The 17,587-nt window shown below is 49.0% G+C and carries 16 protein-coding genes and 1 pseudogene; 15 read left to right on the top strand and 2 right to left on the bottom strand.

Features of this window, described 5'->3' with window-relative positions:
* Nucleotides 1-27: 27 nt before the first annotated feature.
* The 4 genes from F456_RS0100360 to F456_RS0100345 all read left to right on the top strand — a co-directional run bounded on the left by F456_RS0100360 (nt 28) and on the right by F456_RS0100345 (nt 3,273).
* Nucleotides 28-1,431 (top strand): FapA family protein, encoded by a 1,404-nt coding sequence (locus tag F456_RS0100360; protein WP_018975006.1) that lies wholly within the window; start codon nt 28-30, stop codon nt 1,429-1,431.
* A gap of 60 nt (nt 1,432-1,491) precedes the next feature.
* On the top strand, nt 1,492-1,809 hold the full coding sequence (locus F456_RS0100355; RefSeq protein ID WP_018975005.1) for a hypothetical protein: 318 nt from the start codon (nt 1,492-1,494) through the stop codon (nt 1,807-1,809).
* A 67-nt stretch (nt 1,810-1,876) separates the two neighbouring features.
* Nucleotides 1,877-2,458 carry a hypothetical protein gene (locus tag F456_RS0100350; RefSeq protein WP_018975004.1) on the top strand — a complete coding sequence of 194 codons (582 nt, stop codon included), beginning with the start codon at nt 1,877-1,879 and terminating at the stop codon, nt 2,456-2,458.
* Nucleotides 2,458-3,273, top strand: a complete 816-nt coding sequence (locus F456_RS0100345) for an endolytic transglycosylase MltG (RefSeq protein ID WP_018975003.1) — start codon at nt 2,458-2,460, stop codon at nt 3,271-3,273. Before F456_RS0100350 ends, F456_RS0100345 begins: the two co-directional genes overlap by 1 nt.
* A 58-nt stretch (nt 3,274-3,331) precedes the next feature.
* Here F456_RS0100345 and F456_RS0100340 read toward each other — a convergent pair whose 3' ends face one another.
* Both F456_RS0100340 and F456_RS24710 read right to left on the bottom strand, forming a co-directional pair.
* Nucleotides 3,332-3,574 (bottom strand): PF20097 family protein, encoded by a 243-nt coding sequence (locus F456_RS0100340; protein ID WP_018975002.1) that lies wholly within the window; start codon nt 3,572-3,574, stop codon nt 3,332-3,334.
* Nucleotides 3,575-3,707: 133 nt separating this feature from the next.
* Nucleotides 3,708-3,839: pseudogene (locus F456_RS24710) on the bottom strand (IS1595 family transposase); the annotation flags it as partial.
* A gap of 246 nt (nt 3,840-4,085) precedes the next feature.
* On the opposite strand from F456_RS24710, the gene rpsB reads away from it, so the two are divergent.
* From rpsB to nusA, 11 genes are all read left to right on the top strand, one after another.
* A complete protein-coding gene (gene rpsB / locus F456_RS0100335) occupies nt 4,086-4,784 on the top strand; it encodes a 30S ribosomal protein S2 (RefSeq protein WP_018975001.1) in 699 nt (232 codons plus the stop codon).
* Nucleotides 4,785-4,922: 138 nt separating this feature from the next.
* On the top strand, nt 4,923-5,570 hold the full coding sequence (gene tsf / locus F456_RS0100330; RefSeq protein ID WP_018975000.1) for a translation elongation factor Ts: 648 nt from the start codon (nt 4,923-4,925) through the stop codon (nt 5,568-5,570).
* A gap of 118 nt (nt 5,571-5,688) precedes the next feature.
* On the top strand, nt 5,689-6,417 hold the full coding sequence (pyrH, locus tag F456_RS0100325; protein WP_026293554.1) for a UMP kinase: 729 nt from the start codon (nt 5,689-5,691) through the stop codon (nt 6,415-6,417).
* Entirely contained in the window at nt 6,417-6,971 is a 555-nt protein-coding gene (gene frr / locus F456_RS0100320) for a ribosome recycling factor (RefSeq protein ID WP_018974998.1), read from the top strand. Before pyrH ends, frr begins: the two co-directional genes overlap by 1 nt.
* An 81-nt stretch (nt 6,972-7,052) precedes the next feature.
* Nucleotides 7,053-7,829, top strand: coding sequence for an undecaprenyl pyrophosphate synthase (locus F456_RS0100315; RefSeq protein ID WP_018974997.1), 777 nt, complete (start codon nt 7,053-7,055; stop codon nt 7,827-7,829).
* Nucleotides 7,830-7,857: 28 nt separating this feature from the next.
* Nucleotides 7,858-8,658: a phosphatidate cytidylyltransferase gene (locus F456_RS0100310; protein ID WP_018974996.1), complete on the top strand. Its 801-nt coding sequence runs from the start codon at nt 7,858-7,860 to the stop codon at nt 8,656-8,658.
* Nucleotides 8,659-8,727: 69 nt separating this feature from the next.
* On the top strand, nt 8,728-9,864 hold the full coding sequence (locus F456_RS0100305) for a 1-deoxy-D-xylulose-5-phosphate reductoisomerase (protein ID WP_026293553.1): 1,137 nt from the start codon (nt 8,728-8,730) through the stop codon (nt 9,862-9,864).
* A gap of 109 nt (nt 9,865-9,973) precedes the next feature.
* Nucleotides 9,974-11,260: an RIP metalloprotease RseP gene (gene rseP / locus F456_RS0100300; protein WP_018974994.1), complete on the top strand. Its 1,287-nt coding sequence runs from the start codon at nt 9,974-9,976 to the stop codon at nt 11,258-11,260.
* Nucleotides 11,261-11,438: 178 nt separating this feature from the next.
* Nucleotides 11,439-15,770, top strand: a complete 4,332-nt coding sequence (locus tag F456_RS0100295) for a PolC-type DNA polymerase III (RefSeq protein ID WP_018974993.1) — start codon at nt 11,439-11,441, stop codon at nt 15,768-15,770.
* Between the two features lie 206 nt (nt 15,771-15,976).
* The gene (gene rimP / locus F456_RS0100290; protein WP_018974992.1) at nt 15,977-16,438 is read left to right on the top strand and encodes a ribosome maturation factor RimP; all 462 of its coding nucleotides are present in this window, start codon (nt 15,977-15,979) and stop codon (nt 16,436-16,438) included.
* Between the two features lie 34 nt (nt 16,439-16,472).
* Nucleotides 16,473-17,570 (top strand): transcription termination factor NusA, encoded by a 1,098-nt coding sequence (gene nusA / locus F456_RS0100285; protein ID WP_018974991.1) that lies wholly within the window; start codon nt 16,473-16,475, stop codon nt 17,568-17,570.
* The last annotated feature ends 17 nt before the right edge of the window (nt 17,571-17,587 follow it).

Genomic DNA, 17,587 nt, shown 5'->3' with positions numbered 1-17,587 from the left:
AAGTAGAGTTGAAAAGAGGGATTGTCCGTGGTTGAGGAGTTGGCTTTGGATCGGCACCTTGCCGTTTCGTTCGAAGCGTCTAAAATGTCGGCTCATTTGCGTTTTATAAAGCCTGAAGAAGAATTTCAGTGCACTGAAGAGGATCTGAGACGATTTCTGCACGATCAGGAGGTCCGCTTTGGGATTTTGGACGAGCAGATCAGTAAGTTTGTTGCTTCGCCAGAGCATTACTTTTTTGAAGAGATTGAGATAGCTCGAGGTGTACCGGCGATTGATGGGCGAAACGGCCGAATCGAGTTGTTATTTGAACAAAGCGGAGAAGTAAGACCTGCAGAGAAAGAAAACGGCGTAGTCGATTATAAAGAGTTGATGCGTTTGAGCAACGTGAACAAAGGGCAGCTTCTGGCACGACGTTATCCTGCAGAGAACGGTACGCCCGGCAAGTCGGTGACCGGCGAGGAAGTTCCATTTAAACCCGGTAAAGAAGCGCGTTTTAAAGTTGGAAAAAACGTCGTCATGGACGCCAATCATACATCGCTGTATGCGACGATCGAAGGCATGGTCAGCTGCACAGACAATGGAAAAATCAATGTTTTTACTGTCTATGAGGTGCACGGCGATGTAGATTACAGTACGGGTAATGTGGACTTTGTCGGAACTGTAGTCATTCGCGGTAGTGTGCTTCCCGGTTTTCGGGTCAAAGCCGCAGGCGATATTCGGGTGCGCGGAGGCGTTGAGGGTGCCGAGCTGTTTGCAGATGGATCAATCGAAATTTCAGGCGGAATTATCGGTTATCACAAGGGAATTGTTAAAGCTGGAATGAATGTAACGAGTTCCTTTATTCAAGACGGAAACGTTGAGGCTGGCGAAAATGTTGTGGTGTCGCAAAGCATTATGCATTCCGAGGTTAGAGCAGGGAAAAGCGTAGTTTGCAGCGGTACAAAAGGACTGATTGTCGGGGGACATGTCCAAGCTGGCGAAGGAGTTACGGCGCGCACAATCGGCAACACAATGGCAACAGCAACCGCAATTGAAGTAGGCGTTCTGCCGAATCTTCGTAACGAATTGGCGGACCTACATAAAAGACTGCGGGAAATTGCCGACGGTATACAAAAAACGACCCAAGCGCTCGGCCTGTTGGAACAGATGGCACAGGCAGGAAGCCTTGGCGCAGATAAATTGGCACTGCGGGCAAAATTGAGTGTGACAAAACGTCAGCAGGAACAAGAGCGTTTGCAAGTAAAGGAACGGATCATAGAGATCGATCAAGTGCTTGAAGATACGGGGCGGGCCAAAGTTATGGTGAAAGATGCCATTTACGGAGGAGCAAAAATCGCCATTGGACGTTATACAAAGTTTTTGAAAGAAACGGCACATCGGGTATCCTTCCAATATACCGAGGGAGACATCGTGATGACGATTAACCAGTAAATGTCCGCTTAATGTCGGCAAACTTTCTGGTAAATCAAAAAGGCACAGGGGGAACCGATTATGAAAGCGATCGAAGTTCAGTTGGCAGTTCATCGGGCTCCCGAAACGAGTCGTATGCAGCAGGAGCATCTGCAGCGCCCCCTTATCGACCAAGTTCAGCTCACAGAGCAGGCGAATATCGAAGTCGAACGTGCCCGGCATCGAAGTGCTCCTTCTGCAGAAGCATCAGATGCGCATATGCGTAAGGACGGCAAAGAACAGGAGAAGCATCATTCCCATCAGGGAAAAGAGAGCAAAACTCCCGATCAGGAGTCAAACTCTCATTTTGCAGCCGCTCCTCATCCTTACAAAGGAAAACATCTTGATTTGTCATTGTAATGCGTTGACCGGATAAAATGCGACATTTCAGTTCCAATTGGGTCAACGCAATAGAAAGGAAACTGAGATGAACGATGCCTGGCTTTATGTAGTTCTACTCGGTGCCGCAGCCGTCTTATACGCCTTTCTGATTCCGAAAAACAAATCAGGCAAACAATCGGCTTCCGGCAGCGACAGTGTCGTACGCGAAGTGGAACAGACCTTGGAACAGTATATGGTTGAAATGGAAAAAGAAAATGATGACTTAGTCAATCTATTGGTGCAAATTCGTCAAGAGACCGGTGCCAAACAGCTTGCACTGCAGGAACAGCTGGCCGAAATGCGCAGCCGGCTCTCTGAAATGGAGCGCACGTCCGGCAAACATGAAGTGCGTATCGAGCAGCTATCTTCTGTCGAACAGGCAATTCCGGAAGTGCGAACATCTCAAGAGACAGCGAAGCGGCTAAAAAACGAGTTAATTGAGATCGCTGTCGAGCAAGAGCAGCTAGAGCCGGAAGTGGAGCCGGAGGATTCCGTACGCAGCCGCTATTCCCAGCTTTTCGAAATGCATGATCAAGGCAAATCGATTGATGCAATCGCCAAGACTACAGGTATGCAGCGTGGCGAAATTCAATTGATTTTGCGTTTGGCGAAGAGGGAGGATGCGTAGTGCTTAAAAATCGCTCTTTTATGCTTGGTCTTGGTATCGGCATTATTATGGGAGCCCTGCTGCTGCAGCTTATGCTTTTGGCTCAAAGTGGCAGGGAAGGAGTTCCCGGAACTGTGGAGTCACCCGCTAGTGAACAGCAGAACAGCACGCAGGAGGAATCTCCAGGTGCTGTTGAAGACGGTACGACGGATGAGTCGGAAGAGAATCCGGAAGAGCAGAATGAGGCAGTTGAGGAAGAACAGCAGCAGGATACCTCCCCACCTTCAGAGCCGGAAACGGAGCCTGCAAATCCGCCAAATGCCGAAGAAGCTCCAGAGACGGACAAAACTCCGACTGCATCGGAACCTGCTGCCGAAGAAACCAAGTCTCCGCAAGCTCCAAACTCTTCTTCAGCCGACAAGCCTGCTGCGCCGAAAGAGCCGTCAAATGCAGTAACTTCCAATCCGGAAGCTGAAGCACCTAAAGCTCCTGCAACGTCGGAGAATGTGCAGCCGAAGACGTCAAGTGCAGCAGTTTCTGATCAAACAGCTCAAGCCCCTAAAACCCCTGCAAAGCCTTCGCCGTCAAAGGATGTAGAGCCGAAGACATCAAGTGCAGCAGAAACTTCACGAGTTTCGTTCGAGATCGGACGAGGGATGAACCTCAAGTCTGTGTCGCAGGCACTAGAGAGTGCGGGAATTGTTGACGATGCTGTCGCTTTTCAGCGTCAGGCAGCAGAGGCGGGAGTGACAGCTAAGCTGCAGGTTGGCAATTATTCTTTCCAACCCGGTGACTCTTACGAGAAGATCATTGAGAAAATTTCAACACCCAAGTAAGAATGGTACAAATCAAAAAGCTGCAATTCCAAAGCGGAATTTGCAGCTTTTTTCTTTTTCAGTCTTCATTATCAGAATAATCAATGAGCACTTTTTTACAATTTTCACAAAGATAAGCATCAACATAATTGATAGAGAAACGACTTTGTTCAGACAACAAAACTGAATCCTTGTTAAGGCTTGGTTCAACACTCAATTTTGAAACCTTCGGAACCCATGCAAGCCTTGTTCCACTTTGTATATAACCTTTCTTCATTTCTTTATCGCAAATTGGACATTTATTACTGACATTAACACTCATATTACACCTCCTGGGAATTGGTGATAACTTTAGGTGATCTATGAATTGTGAACTGCAAATGTAACTTGAATATACACTTTACTTGTGAAACAATCATTTTGTCATGGTCTCTCGGAACGACTGTACATCCTTATTCATTATTAATACCACGCTTTTTGGCCGAACTAGCACATTTCCAAGGTTTTCTATATTTAAATTTTCTTTCTCCCTTTTCTGAGTACAGCAAGTATGTCTCGTCCATTTCAACAATATCTTCAAAGTTATTCAAAATTAAGAGTTTCCATTCTTATTTTTATGTTCAGATATTTCGTGAAGAACGGTTCCAGTCAAATATGCAAAATAATGCTTGTCTAGGATTGCGAAAGCATAGTATTTATGATAAACTAGACAACGGTGTTAAAACACACGCTGATTAATTCTGCGGAAGGTGCTTCGCCCAGGGCGGAGTCTCCACAGGAAATGATTTCGGCGGAGGGACATCATACAAAAACCATTAGGAGGTGTATGGAGAATGGCAGTTATCTCCATGAAACAGCTTCTCGAAGCTGGCGTACACTTCGGACACCAAACACGTCGTTGGAATCCGAAGATGGATCGTTACATTTTTACAGAAAGAAACGGTATCTACATCATCGACTTGCAAAAGACAGTTAAGAAGGTTGACGAAGCGTATAACTTCGTTAAAAGCCTGGCTGGCGAAGGCGGTACGATCCTGTTTGTAGGTACTAAAAAACAAGCTCAGGATTCCGTGAAAGACGAAGCGGAACGCTGCGGCATGTACTTCATCAACCAGCGTTGGCTCGGCGGTACGCTGACCAACTTCCAAACGATCCAAAAGCGGATCGACCGTTTGAAGAAGCTGGAACTTTGGGAAGAGGACGGCACTTTCGAAGTGCTGCCTAAGAAAGAAGTTATCTTGCTTCGCAAAGAAAAAGATCGTCTGGAGAAATTCCTAGGTGGCATCAAGAACATGAAGAAGCTGCCTAGCGCGCTGTTCATCATCGACCCACGCAAAGAGCGTATCGCGGTTGCTGAAGCACGCAAGCTGAACATTCCGATCGTAGGTATCGTTGATACAAACTGCGATCCGGACGAAATCGACTATGTTATCCCAGGCAACGACGACGCGATCCGTGCCGTTAAATTGCTGACTGGTAAAATGGCTGATGCTGTTATCGAAGCGAACCAAGGCGAACAAACGACTGCATAAGTTTGGCTCTACCGGTAACGGTGCCTAACCATGCAGAGTTGAAAAAAAGAGGGTGGTTGGTGGTGAATAGCCTCTTAACCGCCCTTTTTTTAGGGATAAAGATCCAAAACTAATACTTAATCCTGGAGGGAATCCACAATGGCAGTAAATGCGAGTGCAGTAAAAGAACTTCGTGAAAGAACAGGCGCAGGTATGCTTGATTGCAAAAAAGCGCTTGAAGAAACAAATGGCGATATCGCCAAAGCGGTAGACGTACTGCGTGAAAAAGGCCTGTCTGCAGCAGCAAACAAAGCCGGCCGTGCTGCTACTGAAGGTACAGTTGAATCTTACATCCATGCAGGAGGCCGAATCGGCGTTCTGGTTGAAATCAACTGCGAAACAGACTTCGTTGGTAAAACTGACCAGTTCAAAAACTTTGCACGCGACATCGCTATGCACATCGCTGCTGCAAACCCGCTGTATGTTCGCCGCGAAGAAGTACCGGCTGACGTTATCGAGAAAGAAAAAGAAATTTTGAAAGCTCAAGCATTGAACGAAGGCAAACCAGAAAAGATCGTTGAAAAAATGGTTGAAGGCCGCGTTAACAAGTACTATGAAGAGTACTGCCTGCTGGAGCAATCCTTCGTTAAAGATCCGGACAAGACTATTTCGCAGCTGCTGAACGAAAAAATCAGCACAATTGGCGAAAACATCTCGATCCGTCGTTTTGCACGTTTCGAACTGGGTGAAGGCCTGGAGAAAAAAGTCGACAACTTCGTTGAAGAAGTTATGGCTCAAGTAAAATAATTTTCATCAGTAACTAAAGACAATCACAGCTTCTGTGTAGGGGGGAACACTTGGTGTTCCTTCTTTTTTAACCAGGGTTCTCCTCATACTCAGGCAGCGGAAAAAAGCGGAGGGTAAATTGATGCAGCCTGCATTTAAGCGAGTGGTACTCAAAGTTAGCGGAGAGTCGCTTGCGGGACAGAACGGATTCGGAATCGACGGATTGACTATTGCGGATATCGCCGAACAAATTAAGGAAGTCGTGGAACTGGGCGTGGAAGTTGCGGTCGTTTGCGGCGGCGGGAATATTTGGCGGGGAATCGCCGGCAGCGCCAGCGGAATCGATCGTTCAACTGCAGACTATATGGGAATGCTGGCAACAGTCATGAACTCGTTAGCACTTCAGGACGCATTGGAATCGATCGGTGTGCCAACCCGTGTGCAGACGTCAATCGCCATGCAGCAGATTGCCGAGCCTTACATTCGCCGTAGAGCGATTCGACATCTGGAAAAAGGCCGTGTCGTGATCTTTGCCGCAGGCACGGGCAATCCATTCTTCTCGACCGATACGACTGCTGCGCTGCGCGCTGCGGAAATTGAAGCGGAAGTAATCCTGATGGCTAAAAATAAAGTGGATGGCGTATACTCGGCCGACCCGTTCGTCGACAGTACTGCCGAAAAATTCGAACAGCTCACTTATATGGAAGTGCTGAATCGCAATTTGGGCGTGATGGACTCCACCGCTTCTTCATTGTGCATGGACAACAATATTCCGCTGATTGTATTTGCCATTACCGAAAAAGGCAATATCAAAAGAGTCGTTCTCGGTGAAAAGATCGGAACGATCGTCAAAGGGAGTGTAGATTAATGCCTCAAAGCGTAAAACAAAACGCGGAAGAACGCATGGGCAAAGCCATCCAGTCGCTTCAGCGCGATCTGAGTACGCTGCGCGCCGGACGCGCAGTACCGGCTCTGCTCGACCGAATTCAAGTCGAATATTACGGAGCTCCGACTCCGCTCAATCAGCTTGCGAACATCAATACGCCGGATTCCCGGACACTGATGATTCAACCGTGGGACAAATCGTCGTTAAACGAAATCGAACGCGCTATTCAAAAGTCGGATCTTGGTTTGACGCCGTCCAACGACGGTAACGCGATTCGTCTTGTGATTCCGGCACTGACGGAAGAGCGCCGCGGTGAACTTGTCAAACTGACGAAAAAATTCGGAGAAGAAGGCAAAGTAGCGATTCGAAACATTCGCCGCGATGCCAACGATGACATTAAGAAGAAAGAAAAAGGCGAAATCTCCGAAGACGAATCCCGTGGCCATCAGGAAGATATCCAGAAGCTTACGGATAAATATATCGCGGAAGTCGACAAAGTGATCGCTGCAAAAGAAAAAGAAATTATGGAAGTTTAAGACCCCGCGACCCCTCCGTTCCAGGTGGGGTTGTGTCTTTTTTAGGGACATCCGCGGGAGCTGAAGCATGGAGGAGAAGACATGATAAATCGGTTTCGCTCATGGATCGGTCCTAAAGAGCGCGAGCAGATGTCCGGACCGGCCGAACCGTCGGCGGAGAACGTGCCGCAGCATATCGCCATCATTATGGATGGTAACGGTCGATGGGCCAAGAAACTCGGCATGCCGCGGATTGTCGGTCACCAGAGCGGGATGAAGGCGGTCAAGCGTGCAACAATTGCTGCAGACGAACTGGGAGTCCGCTATTTAACTTTATATGCCTTTTCCACAGAAAATTGGAGCAGGCCCAAAGAAGAAGTCGACTTCCTCATGCGTCTGCCCCAGGAGTTCTTGGCGCTGGAGCTTGAAGAGCTGATTGCTAAAAACGTGCAGGTTCGCATGATGGGCAATATGGAAAATTTGCCTGAACACACATTGAAGGCGATGCGGGAAGCGACCCGTCGTACTCAAGACAATACGGGTCTGGTGCTGAACTTTGCGCTGAACTATGGTGCACGGCGCGAGTTGGTTGAAGGGATAAGAGAAATCGCCAGAAGTGTTGAAGCAGGAAGAATTCGTGCAGAAGACATCGACCAAGAAATGATTTCTGCCCATCTGCAGAGCGGCGACATGCCCGACCCGGATCTTCTGATTCGTACAAGCGGTGAACTTCGCATCAGTAACTTTATGCTGTGGCAGATCGCTTATAGCGAATTGTGGTTTACGGACGCCTATTGGCCGGAGTTCAGTAGAGAACATCTGAGAGAAGCGGTAGCCGAATACCAGCGTCGCACACGCAGGTACGGTGGCTTGAAATAGCGGCGTCGCCCGGACGGAGGATGAGACGGTGAAACAGCGAATTGTAACCGGCGTTGTAGCTGGAGGGTTGTTCTTGGGATTATGCCTTGTCGGCGGGTTATGGTATCCGGCATTGATTATGTTGATGGCGCTTGTCGGCTATTATGAGTTTGCAAAAATGAGCACGGGGGCTCCGTTTCATGCGGAGGCTTGGATCGGTTATGCAGGTGTAGCCTATTTAACTTTTCCCTGGCAGGTATGGGATTTGGAGTTTCCGATCCCTCCTCAGCATGCCATCTGGCTGGTCTTGCTGCTGCTGCTGTGTATGACAGTGCTCACCAAAAACGAAATCAATATCAGGCAGGCATCGCTGCTGCTGCTTGGCGCGGTGTATGTCGGCTTGGGTTTTTATTATATTGCAATTTCCCGGGACACTCCCGATGGGCAAGGGCTATTCTGGACATTCCTTCTGCTGCTGAGCATTTGGGGCAGCGATGCCGGTGCATATTTTGTAGGAAAAGCGTTTGGTAAAAATAAATTATGGCCGGCAATCAGTCCAAATAAGACCATTGAGGGAGCTGTCGGTGGTGTTTTGATTGCTATTCTTATTGCTTTTGGAATTTCACTGGCAGCCCCCGAACTGCTGACTCCACAGCGCGCCATACTGATCGGTTTGGCTTCTTCCGTTATTGGACAGATGGGTGACCTGGTCCAGTCCGCCTATAAGAGAATGTACGGAATTAAAGATTCTGGCAGTATTCTTCCTGGACATGGAGGCATACTTGATCGGTGCGACAGTTGGCTTGCCGTATTCCCTTTCGTACATATACTATTTTTGCTTCCTTACTAGGCCGGAATAGATATACAATGTTAGGTCGATAAAGGGAATGCAAGGGAACGGAAAGGGGAAACCGAAATGATTAAAAAAATAGCACTGCTCGGTTCGACGGGTTCCATTGGTACTCAAACGCTGCAGGTAGCTGCGGAACATCCCGAACGCTTCCGGATTGAAGCTTTGGCAGCTGGCACCAATACTGCGCTGCTTCTGGAGCAAGTCCGACTGTTCAAACCTTCAAAGGTATCGGTAGCGACACGGGAAGCTGCAGAAACGCTTAAGACCGAAGTGCCCGCTGGAACACAAGTTTTTTATGGGGAAGAAGGACTAATCGAAATTGCTGCCGGTACAGATGCTGACACGTTGGTTACAGCCGTGACCGGCAGTATGGGACTACCGGCGACCTTGGCTGCGATTGATGAAGGTAAAACCATTGCTCTGGCGAACAAAGAGACACTTGTAACGGCAGGACACCTCGTGATGAGCCGTGCCGAACGGAAAAACGTATCGATTCTTCCTGTAGACAGCGAGCATTCGGCAATCTTTCAATGTCTAAACGGTGAACCCAAGGATCGTCTGCTTGGCATCACGCTTACCGCTTCGGGCGGTTCGTTTCGTCATTTAAGCCGACAGGAATTGGAGAGTGTTACAGTGGAAGACGCACTCAAACATCCTAACTGGTCCATGGGAGCCAAAATCACGATTGATTCGGCAACAATGGTCAATAAAGGTCTTGAAGTCATCGAAGCACATTGGTTGTTCGGGCTCTCTTACGATAAAATTGGTGTGCTTCTGCATCCCGAAAGTATTATTCATTCATTCGTGGAGTTTGAAGATACAAGCATTATTGCTCAGCTCGGCAATCCCGATATGCGGGTTCCTATCCAATATGCACTGACTTACCCCGATCGCATTCCGCTTCAAGCCAATCGTTTATCGCTTGCCCAGATCGGAAAGCTGAATTTCCGGGAAATGGATTTTGACCGTTTCCCTTGTTTAAGAATGGCTTACGAATGTGGTAAAATAGGTGGTACCGCACCAACCGTATTCAATGCGGCAAACGAGGTCGCTGTAGCACGTTTCTTACGTCGTGAGATTTCGTTTTTGCAGATTGAAGATATACTGGCGCAGGTGGTGGGTCGTCATAAGGCGGAAATGAATCCGGATTTGGAAACGATTCGTGAAGCCGATGCTTGGGCCAGACGAATTGCAGCCGAATGACGGTTGTCGTATTGGATTGTCTGCTTGACTTATTCTGCCGGTCTTCTTCCGGATGGAATTCTTGCTCCGCCTATTTGGGGCTTCACGAACAGGGAGGATCAGACCATATATGATGACACTTCAGATCGTTGTGCTGACCGTATTGATGTTTTTTGTTGTCGTTACGGTGCACGAATGGGGACACTATTATTTTGCCAAACGAGCGGGTATTCTAGTCCGTGAATTTGCGATCGGCTTCGGTCCTAAGCTGTTTTCTTATAAACGAGATGAAACGATGTTCACCCTGCGTATGCTGCCGCTCGGTGGCTATGCGAGAATGGCTGGCGAAGATCCGGAGCTGGACCCGATCCAACCGGGACAAACCATTGCAGTTCGTTTGTCCGATGAAGGAGTCGTCAAGAAAATTTATCTTGACCGTCTGGATACTCGTCGCAATGTAGTCATCGGCGAGATCGAATGGATCGACATTGAAGAGCGGATGCAGCTCCGCCTTAATGTCGATGGCGAAACCCAACATCTTGATGTTGATCGTAAAGCCGATATTGTAACGCGCGGTCAGGAGCTTCAAGTAGCGCCAAAAGATCGACAGTTCCGCAGCAAGAGCGTAGGCAAGCGAGCGCTTGCGATTTTTGCAGGACCGCTGATGAACTTCATTTTGGCTTTCGTTCTGTTCCTGATTTACGTGCAGGTTGCGGGAGTGCCGGACGAAAATGCGGCAGGAGTGAAAGTGGCCGATGTTGTAGCCGGTACACCGGCGGCTTCTGCCGGACTGCAAAAAGGCGATATCGTGCAAACAATAGACGGACAGCCGGTAAGTGGCAGCCTGACCAAAGTAACAGAACTGGTCAATGCCTCCGGCGGCGAAGCGGTGAATATGTCTGTACAGCGAGGCGGCGAAGCGCTGCAAATTCCGGTCACGCCGAAACTGGTTAAGACGGAAGATGGCCGCGAAGTGCTGCAGGTAGGCATTGCGCTGAGTCAGCTCAAACGAAGCGCTTCGTTTACCGAGACTTTCCAGTTTGCGGGGGAATCTTTCAAAAGCGGCAGCACAGCTATTCTTGATGCGCTGCGTCGACTGGTGTTCGAACGTTTCGACATTAATCAGCTGGCCGGCCCAGTCGGTACACTGCAGGCGACGGGACAGATTGCCAGTCAGGGTATCGACCAGATGATTCTGTGGACGGCTTTTGTAAGTATCAACCTCGGTATTTTCAATCTGCTGCCGATTCCGATGCTGGACGGAAGTCGACTGATCTTCCTCGGAATCGAAGCGGTACGAAGACGCCCCATCGATCCGAACAAAGAAGGGATTGTCCACTTTGTCGGCTTCGGACTGATTTTCCTGCTAATGATCGCTGTAACGTATAACGATATTTTGCGCATCATTAACGGATAAAGCAGATTAATCGAAAACCAGTATAATTTCCTCCTCACAAGGGGATTTGCAGTACCGGGCCTGCAGGGCCGGACAACCGGATGATGCAGGCTCGGAATGAAGCTTCCGGCGGCGAGGCGAAGATTACAGCCTGTCGCGGAAGCTCTTCTCTTTTCTAAGACACAAAGGGGGACAGACGATGAGTGAGACGGCGGAGCGCAGGCAGCGGCTTGAGCTGCTGATGAAGCAGGCAGAGATGCCGGCCAGCGCAGCAGACCCTTATTTTAACGACGGATATATCGACCGGGTGGAAATCAGCCGCTCGAACCGTGACTGGAAGATTATAGTTGTCAAAGATTCGCTTGTGCCGGCGCAGGTTTACCGGACGTTTTGTTTGCAGATTCAGGAACGGCTCAAGCACATTGCGAAGATCCGCTTCCTTTTTCAATATACGGGGGAAAATAGGGAAGCCGAAATCGTAAACGAATACTGGAAGCTGTTTATCGAATGGGCGCAGCGTGAAATTCCGTCGGTTAACGGTTGGATGGCAAGAGCTCAGGCGGTAACGGAAGGAACACTGACTACAGTATCATTTGCCGATTCGATGTCCTTGGAGATGGCACGCAAAAGGAACATAGACCGCGCCCTGACCGATTTTTATGAGAAGTATTTCGGGCTTCAGCTGCAGGTCAAATTGAATGTCGGCGAAGGGGAACATGCGGCTCAAGCTGCGAAAGCCGAGTTTGAAGAAATGCGCCGTCGTGAAGAACTTGCTGCGATCGAGAAAATGATGGCCGAGATCGATGCCGAAGTCAGTGCAGGCGAAGGCAGTGACGAAGACGAAAATATCAAATTGCAGATCGGTTACGACATTCGGGACGATGCGGTACCGCTGCAGAATGTTCAAGACGAAGAAAAGAAAGTTACGATTCAGGGGCTTATTTTCGGGTTGGAGAGCAAAGAACTGCGTAATGGCAGTACCTTGTTTACTTATTACCTGACCGATTACAGCGATTCTCTTCAGATGAAGATGTTTGCCAAAAATAAAGAAGATCTTAAAGTGATGAGCCTGCTTGCAAACGGCAAGTGGGTCAAAGCGCGAGGACGCGTCGAATTGGACCGTTTCATGCAGATTCCGGAATTGGTCATGATCCCTTCGGATCTGATGGAAGTCAAATCCCCACCGATACGGATGGACAACGCTTCAGAAAAGAGAGTCGAATTTCACCTGCATACGAAAATGAGTACGATGGACGCCGTCTGCTCAATCGATGAATATGTTAAGCGCGCGGCTAAATGGGGGCATAAAGCCATCGCGGTAACCGACCATGGCGGGGTACAGTGTTATCCGGATGCTGCAAAAGCGGCTAAGAAGAACGGAATTAAAATGATTTACGGACTTGAAGCCAACGTCGTAAACGATTCGGTCGCCGTTGTGGAAAATCCGCGTGATGAAGACTTGAAAACGGCTGAGTATGTGGTATTCGATATTGAAACTACCGGTCTGTCGATTACGCAAAACAAGATCATCGAGATCGCGGCGGTCAAAATGAAAGATGGGCAGGAGACAGGACGATACTCGACATTTGTCGATCCTCATGAGCGGATTCCTTATCACATCCAACAGCTCACAAACATTACCGACGATATGGTACGGGGAGCGCCGGAAATCGACAGCGTTATTCGCGAATTTGTGGAATTTGCGGGAGACGCTGTTCTGGTCGCACATAATGCACGGTTCGATATGGGCTTTATCCAGGCAACATTGAAAGGATTCGATCTCCCAGAACTGACCAATCCTGTACTCGATACATTGGAATTGGCACGTTTGCTGCATCCGTCAATGAAAAACCATCGTCTGAATACGCTGGCCACCAAGTACAAAGTCGCGCTTGAAAGCCATCACCGCGCTATTGACGATACAATTGCGTTGGGCGGCATTCTCAACGGCCTGATCGAAGAAGCAGTCAAGGAACGGAATTTAAAAAATCTCAGCCGCTTGAATGACTTTGTCGGTATGGACTTGTCAAACTCGCGTCCTTTCCACTGCGGCATATATGCGCTTAATGACGTCGGTCGAAAAAACCTATACAAGCTCGTTTCGTTATCGCATACCGAACACTTCAAGCGAGTGCCGTGCATTCCGAAGTCCAAGTTGGAAAAAATGCGGGAAGGCCTGCTGATTCTTTCGGGCTGCGAAAAAGGTGAATTTTTCGAAGCGGTGCTGAACAAAACGGTCGAAGAAGCAGAAGATATCGCGCAGTTTTACGACATTTTGGAAATTCAGCCGCTGACCATGTACATGCATCTGGTAGACAAAGGGTTGGTCGGAAGCGCGGAAGAATTGAAAATCGCAGTCGAAAAAGTATGCAAAATCGGAAACAAATTGAATAAGCCGGTTGTAGCGACAGGGAATGCGCATTATCTTGATCCCCGCGACAAACTTTACAGAGATATTACTATTCATGGTATTACCGGTTTCAGTCCGCTGAAGGACCAGAACAAGCCTGACGCGCATCTGCGTACGACAGAGGAAATGCTTGAAGAGTTCAAATTCTTAGGCGAAGAAAAAGCCAAGGAAGTCGTAGTGACAAATACTTCCGAGTTGGCTGATCGCTTTGAGGAACTCAAGCTGTTCCCTTCGGAACTGTATACTCCCGTAATCGAAGGGGCCGATCAAGAAATTCGCGATACCTGCTACAGTACGGCAAAGGACATGTATGGCGAAGAGCTGCCGGAAGTGATTATTGCACGTCTAGAAAAAGAATTGGAGCCGATCATCAAATACGGTTTCTCCGCCAACTATCTGATTTCCGAACGTTTGGTGAAAAAATCGAACAAAGACGGTTACCTTGTAGGTTCACGGGGATCGGTAGGTTCGTCCGTTGTCGCGATGTTCCTTGGCATTTCCGAGGTGAATCCGCTGCCTCCGCATTATATATGCCGCAATAAAGAATGCAAGCACAGCGAATGGTTCCTTGACGGCAGCGTACGAAGCGGATTTGACCTGCCCAATAAAGAATGTCCAGATTGCGGATCGACGATGTTGGGCGAAGGTCACGATATTCCGTTCGAGACTTTCCTTGGCTTCAAAGGCGACAAGGTTCCCGATATCGATCTTAACTTCTCGGGCGAATATCAGCCGGAAGCGCATAATTTCACTAAAGTTATGTTCGGACCTGACAATGTATTCCGTGCCGGGACGATCGGTACGGTTGCAGAGAAAACGGCGTTCGGATTTGCGAAGAAATATGAGGAAGAACATCAGAAACGCTGGCGCTCTGCCGAACTCAATCGTCTGGCTTCCGGTTGTACGGGCGTTAAACGGAGTACCGGTCAGCACCCGGGCGGTATCGTCGTTCTGCCGGATTATATGGAGATCGAGGACATTACGCCGGTGCAGTACCCGGCCGACGATGTGAATGCGGAGTGGAAGACGACGCATTTCGATTATCACGCTTTTGACGAGAACCTGCTAAAGCTCGATATTCTGGGACACGATGATCCGACCATGATGCGGATGCTGCAGGACCTTACCGGTGTTGATCCGACAACCATTCCGATGAACGATCCGAAAGTAATGAGCATGTTCAACTCGACGGAGGCACTGGGCGTTACTCCAGAGCAGATTCGTACGCCGGTCGCAACTTACGGCGTACCGGAGATGGGAACGAAGTTCGTTCGCCAGATGCTGATTGAAGCAAAACCATCCAGCTTTGCCGATCTGCTGCAGATCTCGGGACTATCGCACGGTACCGGAGTTTGGCTGGGCAACGCCGATCAGTTGATCAAAAACGGTACTTGTAACATCAAGACTGTAATCGGATGTCGTGACGATATTATGCTGTTCCTGATTTATAAGGCCGGCATGGATGCGGGGCTGGCGTTCAAGATTACGGAGAGTGTGCGAAAAGGCAAAGGCTTGTCCCAGGAATGGATTGACGAGATGAAGCGCTGCAAAGTGCCGAACTGGTATATCGATTCCTGCCTGAAAATTCAGTACATGTTCCCGAAAGCTCACGCTGCGGCCTATGTTATCTCGGCTGTGCGGACAGCTTACTTCAAGCTGTATCATCCGATTGAGTATTATGCGACTTACTTCTCGGTTCGTGCAGCAGACTTTGATATCGAACTGTTCTGCCAAGGCTACGAAGCGATCGGGCGCAAAATTGTCGAAATCGAACAGAAAGGTTTCCAAGCGCTGCCGAAAGAAAAAGCGATGCTGCCGATATTGGAGATGGCGCTTGAAATGACGGCCAGAGGCTTCACGTTTAAGTCGATCGACCTGTATCGTTCCGATGCCAACAAATTCATTGTTGACGGCACCAGTCTGCTCTTCCCGTTCGGTGCACTCCCTGGACTCGGAGAGAATGCAGCCCGCAGTGTTGCGGCCGCACGCGAACATGGCGAGTTTCTCTCGATCGAAGATTTCCAACAGAAGTCAAAGGCTTCGAAAACAATCATCGAACTGCTCGGTCAGCTGGGCTGCTTCCGCGGATTACCGGAGAGTAATCAGCTCTCATTGTTCTAATGACGGGCTTGGAACATGGTTTGTAAAGCATCTATACTTGTCACCATAGAGGGATTATGGTATAATTACTAGAGGAAATTGGAGTTTGACACAGTAGGAGATAGACCTTTGCGTAGAGAGTGGGGCAACCCACTCTTTACTTTTGGGCTTAAATCTTCTGCGCCGCCCATGCGGACGGAACCTGACAACGCTTGGAGGGTGAATGCTTGAGCACACCGAAGATCAAAACAACCGTAGAACAGATGATCGAACCTTACCTGGCTGAACATGGATTTGAGCTGGTGGACGTGGAGTACGTTAAAGAAGGCGGAAGCTATTTTTTGCGAATTTACGTAGACAAAGAAGGCGGCATCGACATCGACGACTGCGGGCAAATCAGTGAGTACATGAGCCAGAAGCTGGACGAAAACGACCCGATTGAAGAGGCCTATTTCCTGGAAGTATCGTCTCCTGGAGCCGAACGTCCGCTGAAGAAAGCGGATGATGTTCGCAAAGCGGTCGGTAAAGACGTTTTCGTTACGACTTACGAGCCAATCGGCGGATCGAAGGAATTCGAAGGCAAACTGCTTTCGTTTGAGGGCGACGAGCTTGTAATCGCTATTGGCAAGAAACAGGCGGCAGTGCCTTATGATAAGGTCGCCAGCGCCAGACTGGCCATAATTTTCTAATATAGATAGTCTTGGAAGGGGGAGCGTTGGGCAAATGAGTACGGATTTTATTGAAGCTTTGAATGAGCTGGAGCGTGAAAGGGGGATCAGCAAAGAGGTGCTTTTCGAAGCCATTGAAGCGGCGCTGATCTCTAGTTATAAGCGCAATTTCAATACAGCTCAAAACGTGCGGGTGGATATGAATCGCAATACCGGGGTAATCAAAGTATATGCACGCAAATTGGTTGCGGAGGAAGTCCTTGATCCAAGAACCGAAATTTCGCTCGAAAGTGCACGGGAGATCAACCCTCACCTGCAGATCGACGATATTGCGGAGATTGAAGTGACTCCACGCGACTTTGGCCGTATCGCGGCGCAGACGGCTAAGCAGGTCGTTACGCAGCGTATCCGCGAAGCGGAACGCGGTCTGATCTACAATGCTTTCGTCGACAAGACGGAGGATATTGTAACAGGAACTGTACAGCGTATGGATGCCCGTAACCTGTATGTCGATCTCGGCAAGATTGAAGCGGCTCTGCCGCTTACCGAACTGATGCCGGGTGAAAAGTTCGCGCACAACGAACGGATCAAAGGTTACATTACTAAAGTGGAGAACACGACGAAGGGACCGCAAATTATTTTGTCCCGGACTCATCCAGGCCTTTTGAAGCGTTTGTTCGAACTTGAAGTGCCGGAAATTTTCGACGGTGTCGTCGAAATCAAGTCGGTAGCGCGCGAAGCGGGTTTCCGCTCCAAGATCGCTGTCTTCTCCCGCAATTCGGAAGTCGATCCGGTTGGATCCTGCGTAGGCCCGAAAGGTGTACGCGTCCAAACTATCGTGAATGAGCTTCGCGGTGAAAAGATCGATATCGTAAATTATTCCGAAAGCGTGGAAGAGTATGTGGCGAATGCGCTCAGTCCTTCCAAAGTACTTGAGGTCGAAGTGTTTGAAGCCGAGAAGATGGCTCGTGTTGTCGTGCCTGATTATCAGCTGTCGCTCGCTATCGGCATCAAAGGCCAGAACGCTCGTCTTGCGGCGAAGCTGACAGGATGGAAGATCGATATTAAGAGCGAAGCGCAAGCTGAAGAAGAATTCGGCAGAGAACGTACGTATGACGGCGAAATGCCGCAGGACTCCGTGTCCTTCGATTGAACGTCGGATTCGGAAAA

Source organism: Saccharibacillus kuerlensis DSM 22868 (genome assembly GCF_000378145.1).
Lineage (GTDB): Bacteria > Bacillota > Bacilli > Paenibacillales > Paenibacillaceae > Saccharibacillus > Saccharibacillus kuerlensis.
This window is presented reverse-complemented; position numbering and strand designations above follow the sequence as displayed.

Bases quoted from the DNA above. Each gene is read 5' to 3' on its own strand.
- tsf (WP_018975000.1), top strand. From the start codon at position 4,923: ATGGCAGTAAATGCGAGTGCAGTAAAAGAACTTCGTGAAAGAACAGGC.
- F456_RS0100340 (WP_018975002.1), bottom strand. From the start codon at position 3,574: ATGAGTGTTAATGTCAGTAATAAATGTCCAATTTGCGATAAAGAAATG.
- rseP (WP_018974994.1), top strand. From the start codon at position 9,974: ATGATGACACTTCAGATCGTTGTGCTGACCGTATTGATGTTTTTTGTT.
- F456_RS0100295 (WP_018974993.1), top strand. From the start codon at position 11,439: ATGAGTGAGACGGCGGAGCGCAGGCAGCGGCTTGAGCTGCTGATGAAG.
- nusA (WP_018974991.1), top strand. From the start codon at position 16,473: ATGAGTACGGATTTTATTGAAGCTTTGAATGAGCTGGAGCGTGAAAGG.
- rpsB (WP_018975001.1), top strand. From the start codon at position 4,086: ATGGCAGTTATCTCCATGAAACAGCTTCTCGAAGCTGGCGTACACTTC.
- F456_RS0100355 (WP_018975005.1), top strand. From the start codon at position 1,492: ATGAAAGCGATCGAAGTTCAGTTGGCAGTTCATCGGGCTCCCGAAACG.
- F456_RS0100315 (WP_018974997.1), top strand. From the start codon at position 7,053: ATGATAAATCGGTTTCGCTCATGGATCGGTCCTAAAGAGCGCGAGCAG.
- F456_RS0100350 (WP_018975004.1), top strand. From the start codon at position 1,877: ATGAACGATGCCTGGCTTTATGTAGTTCTACTCGGTGCCGCAGCCGTC.
- frr (WP_018974998.1), top strand. From the start codon at position 6,417: ATGCCTCAAAGCGTAAAACAAAACGCGGAAGAACGCATGGGCAAAGCC.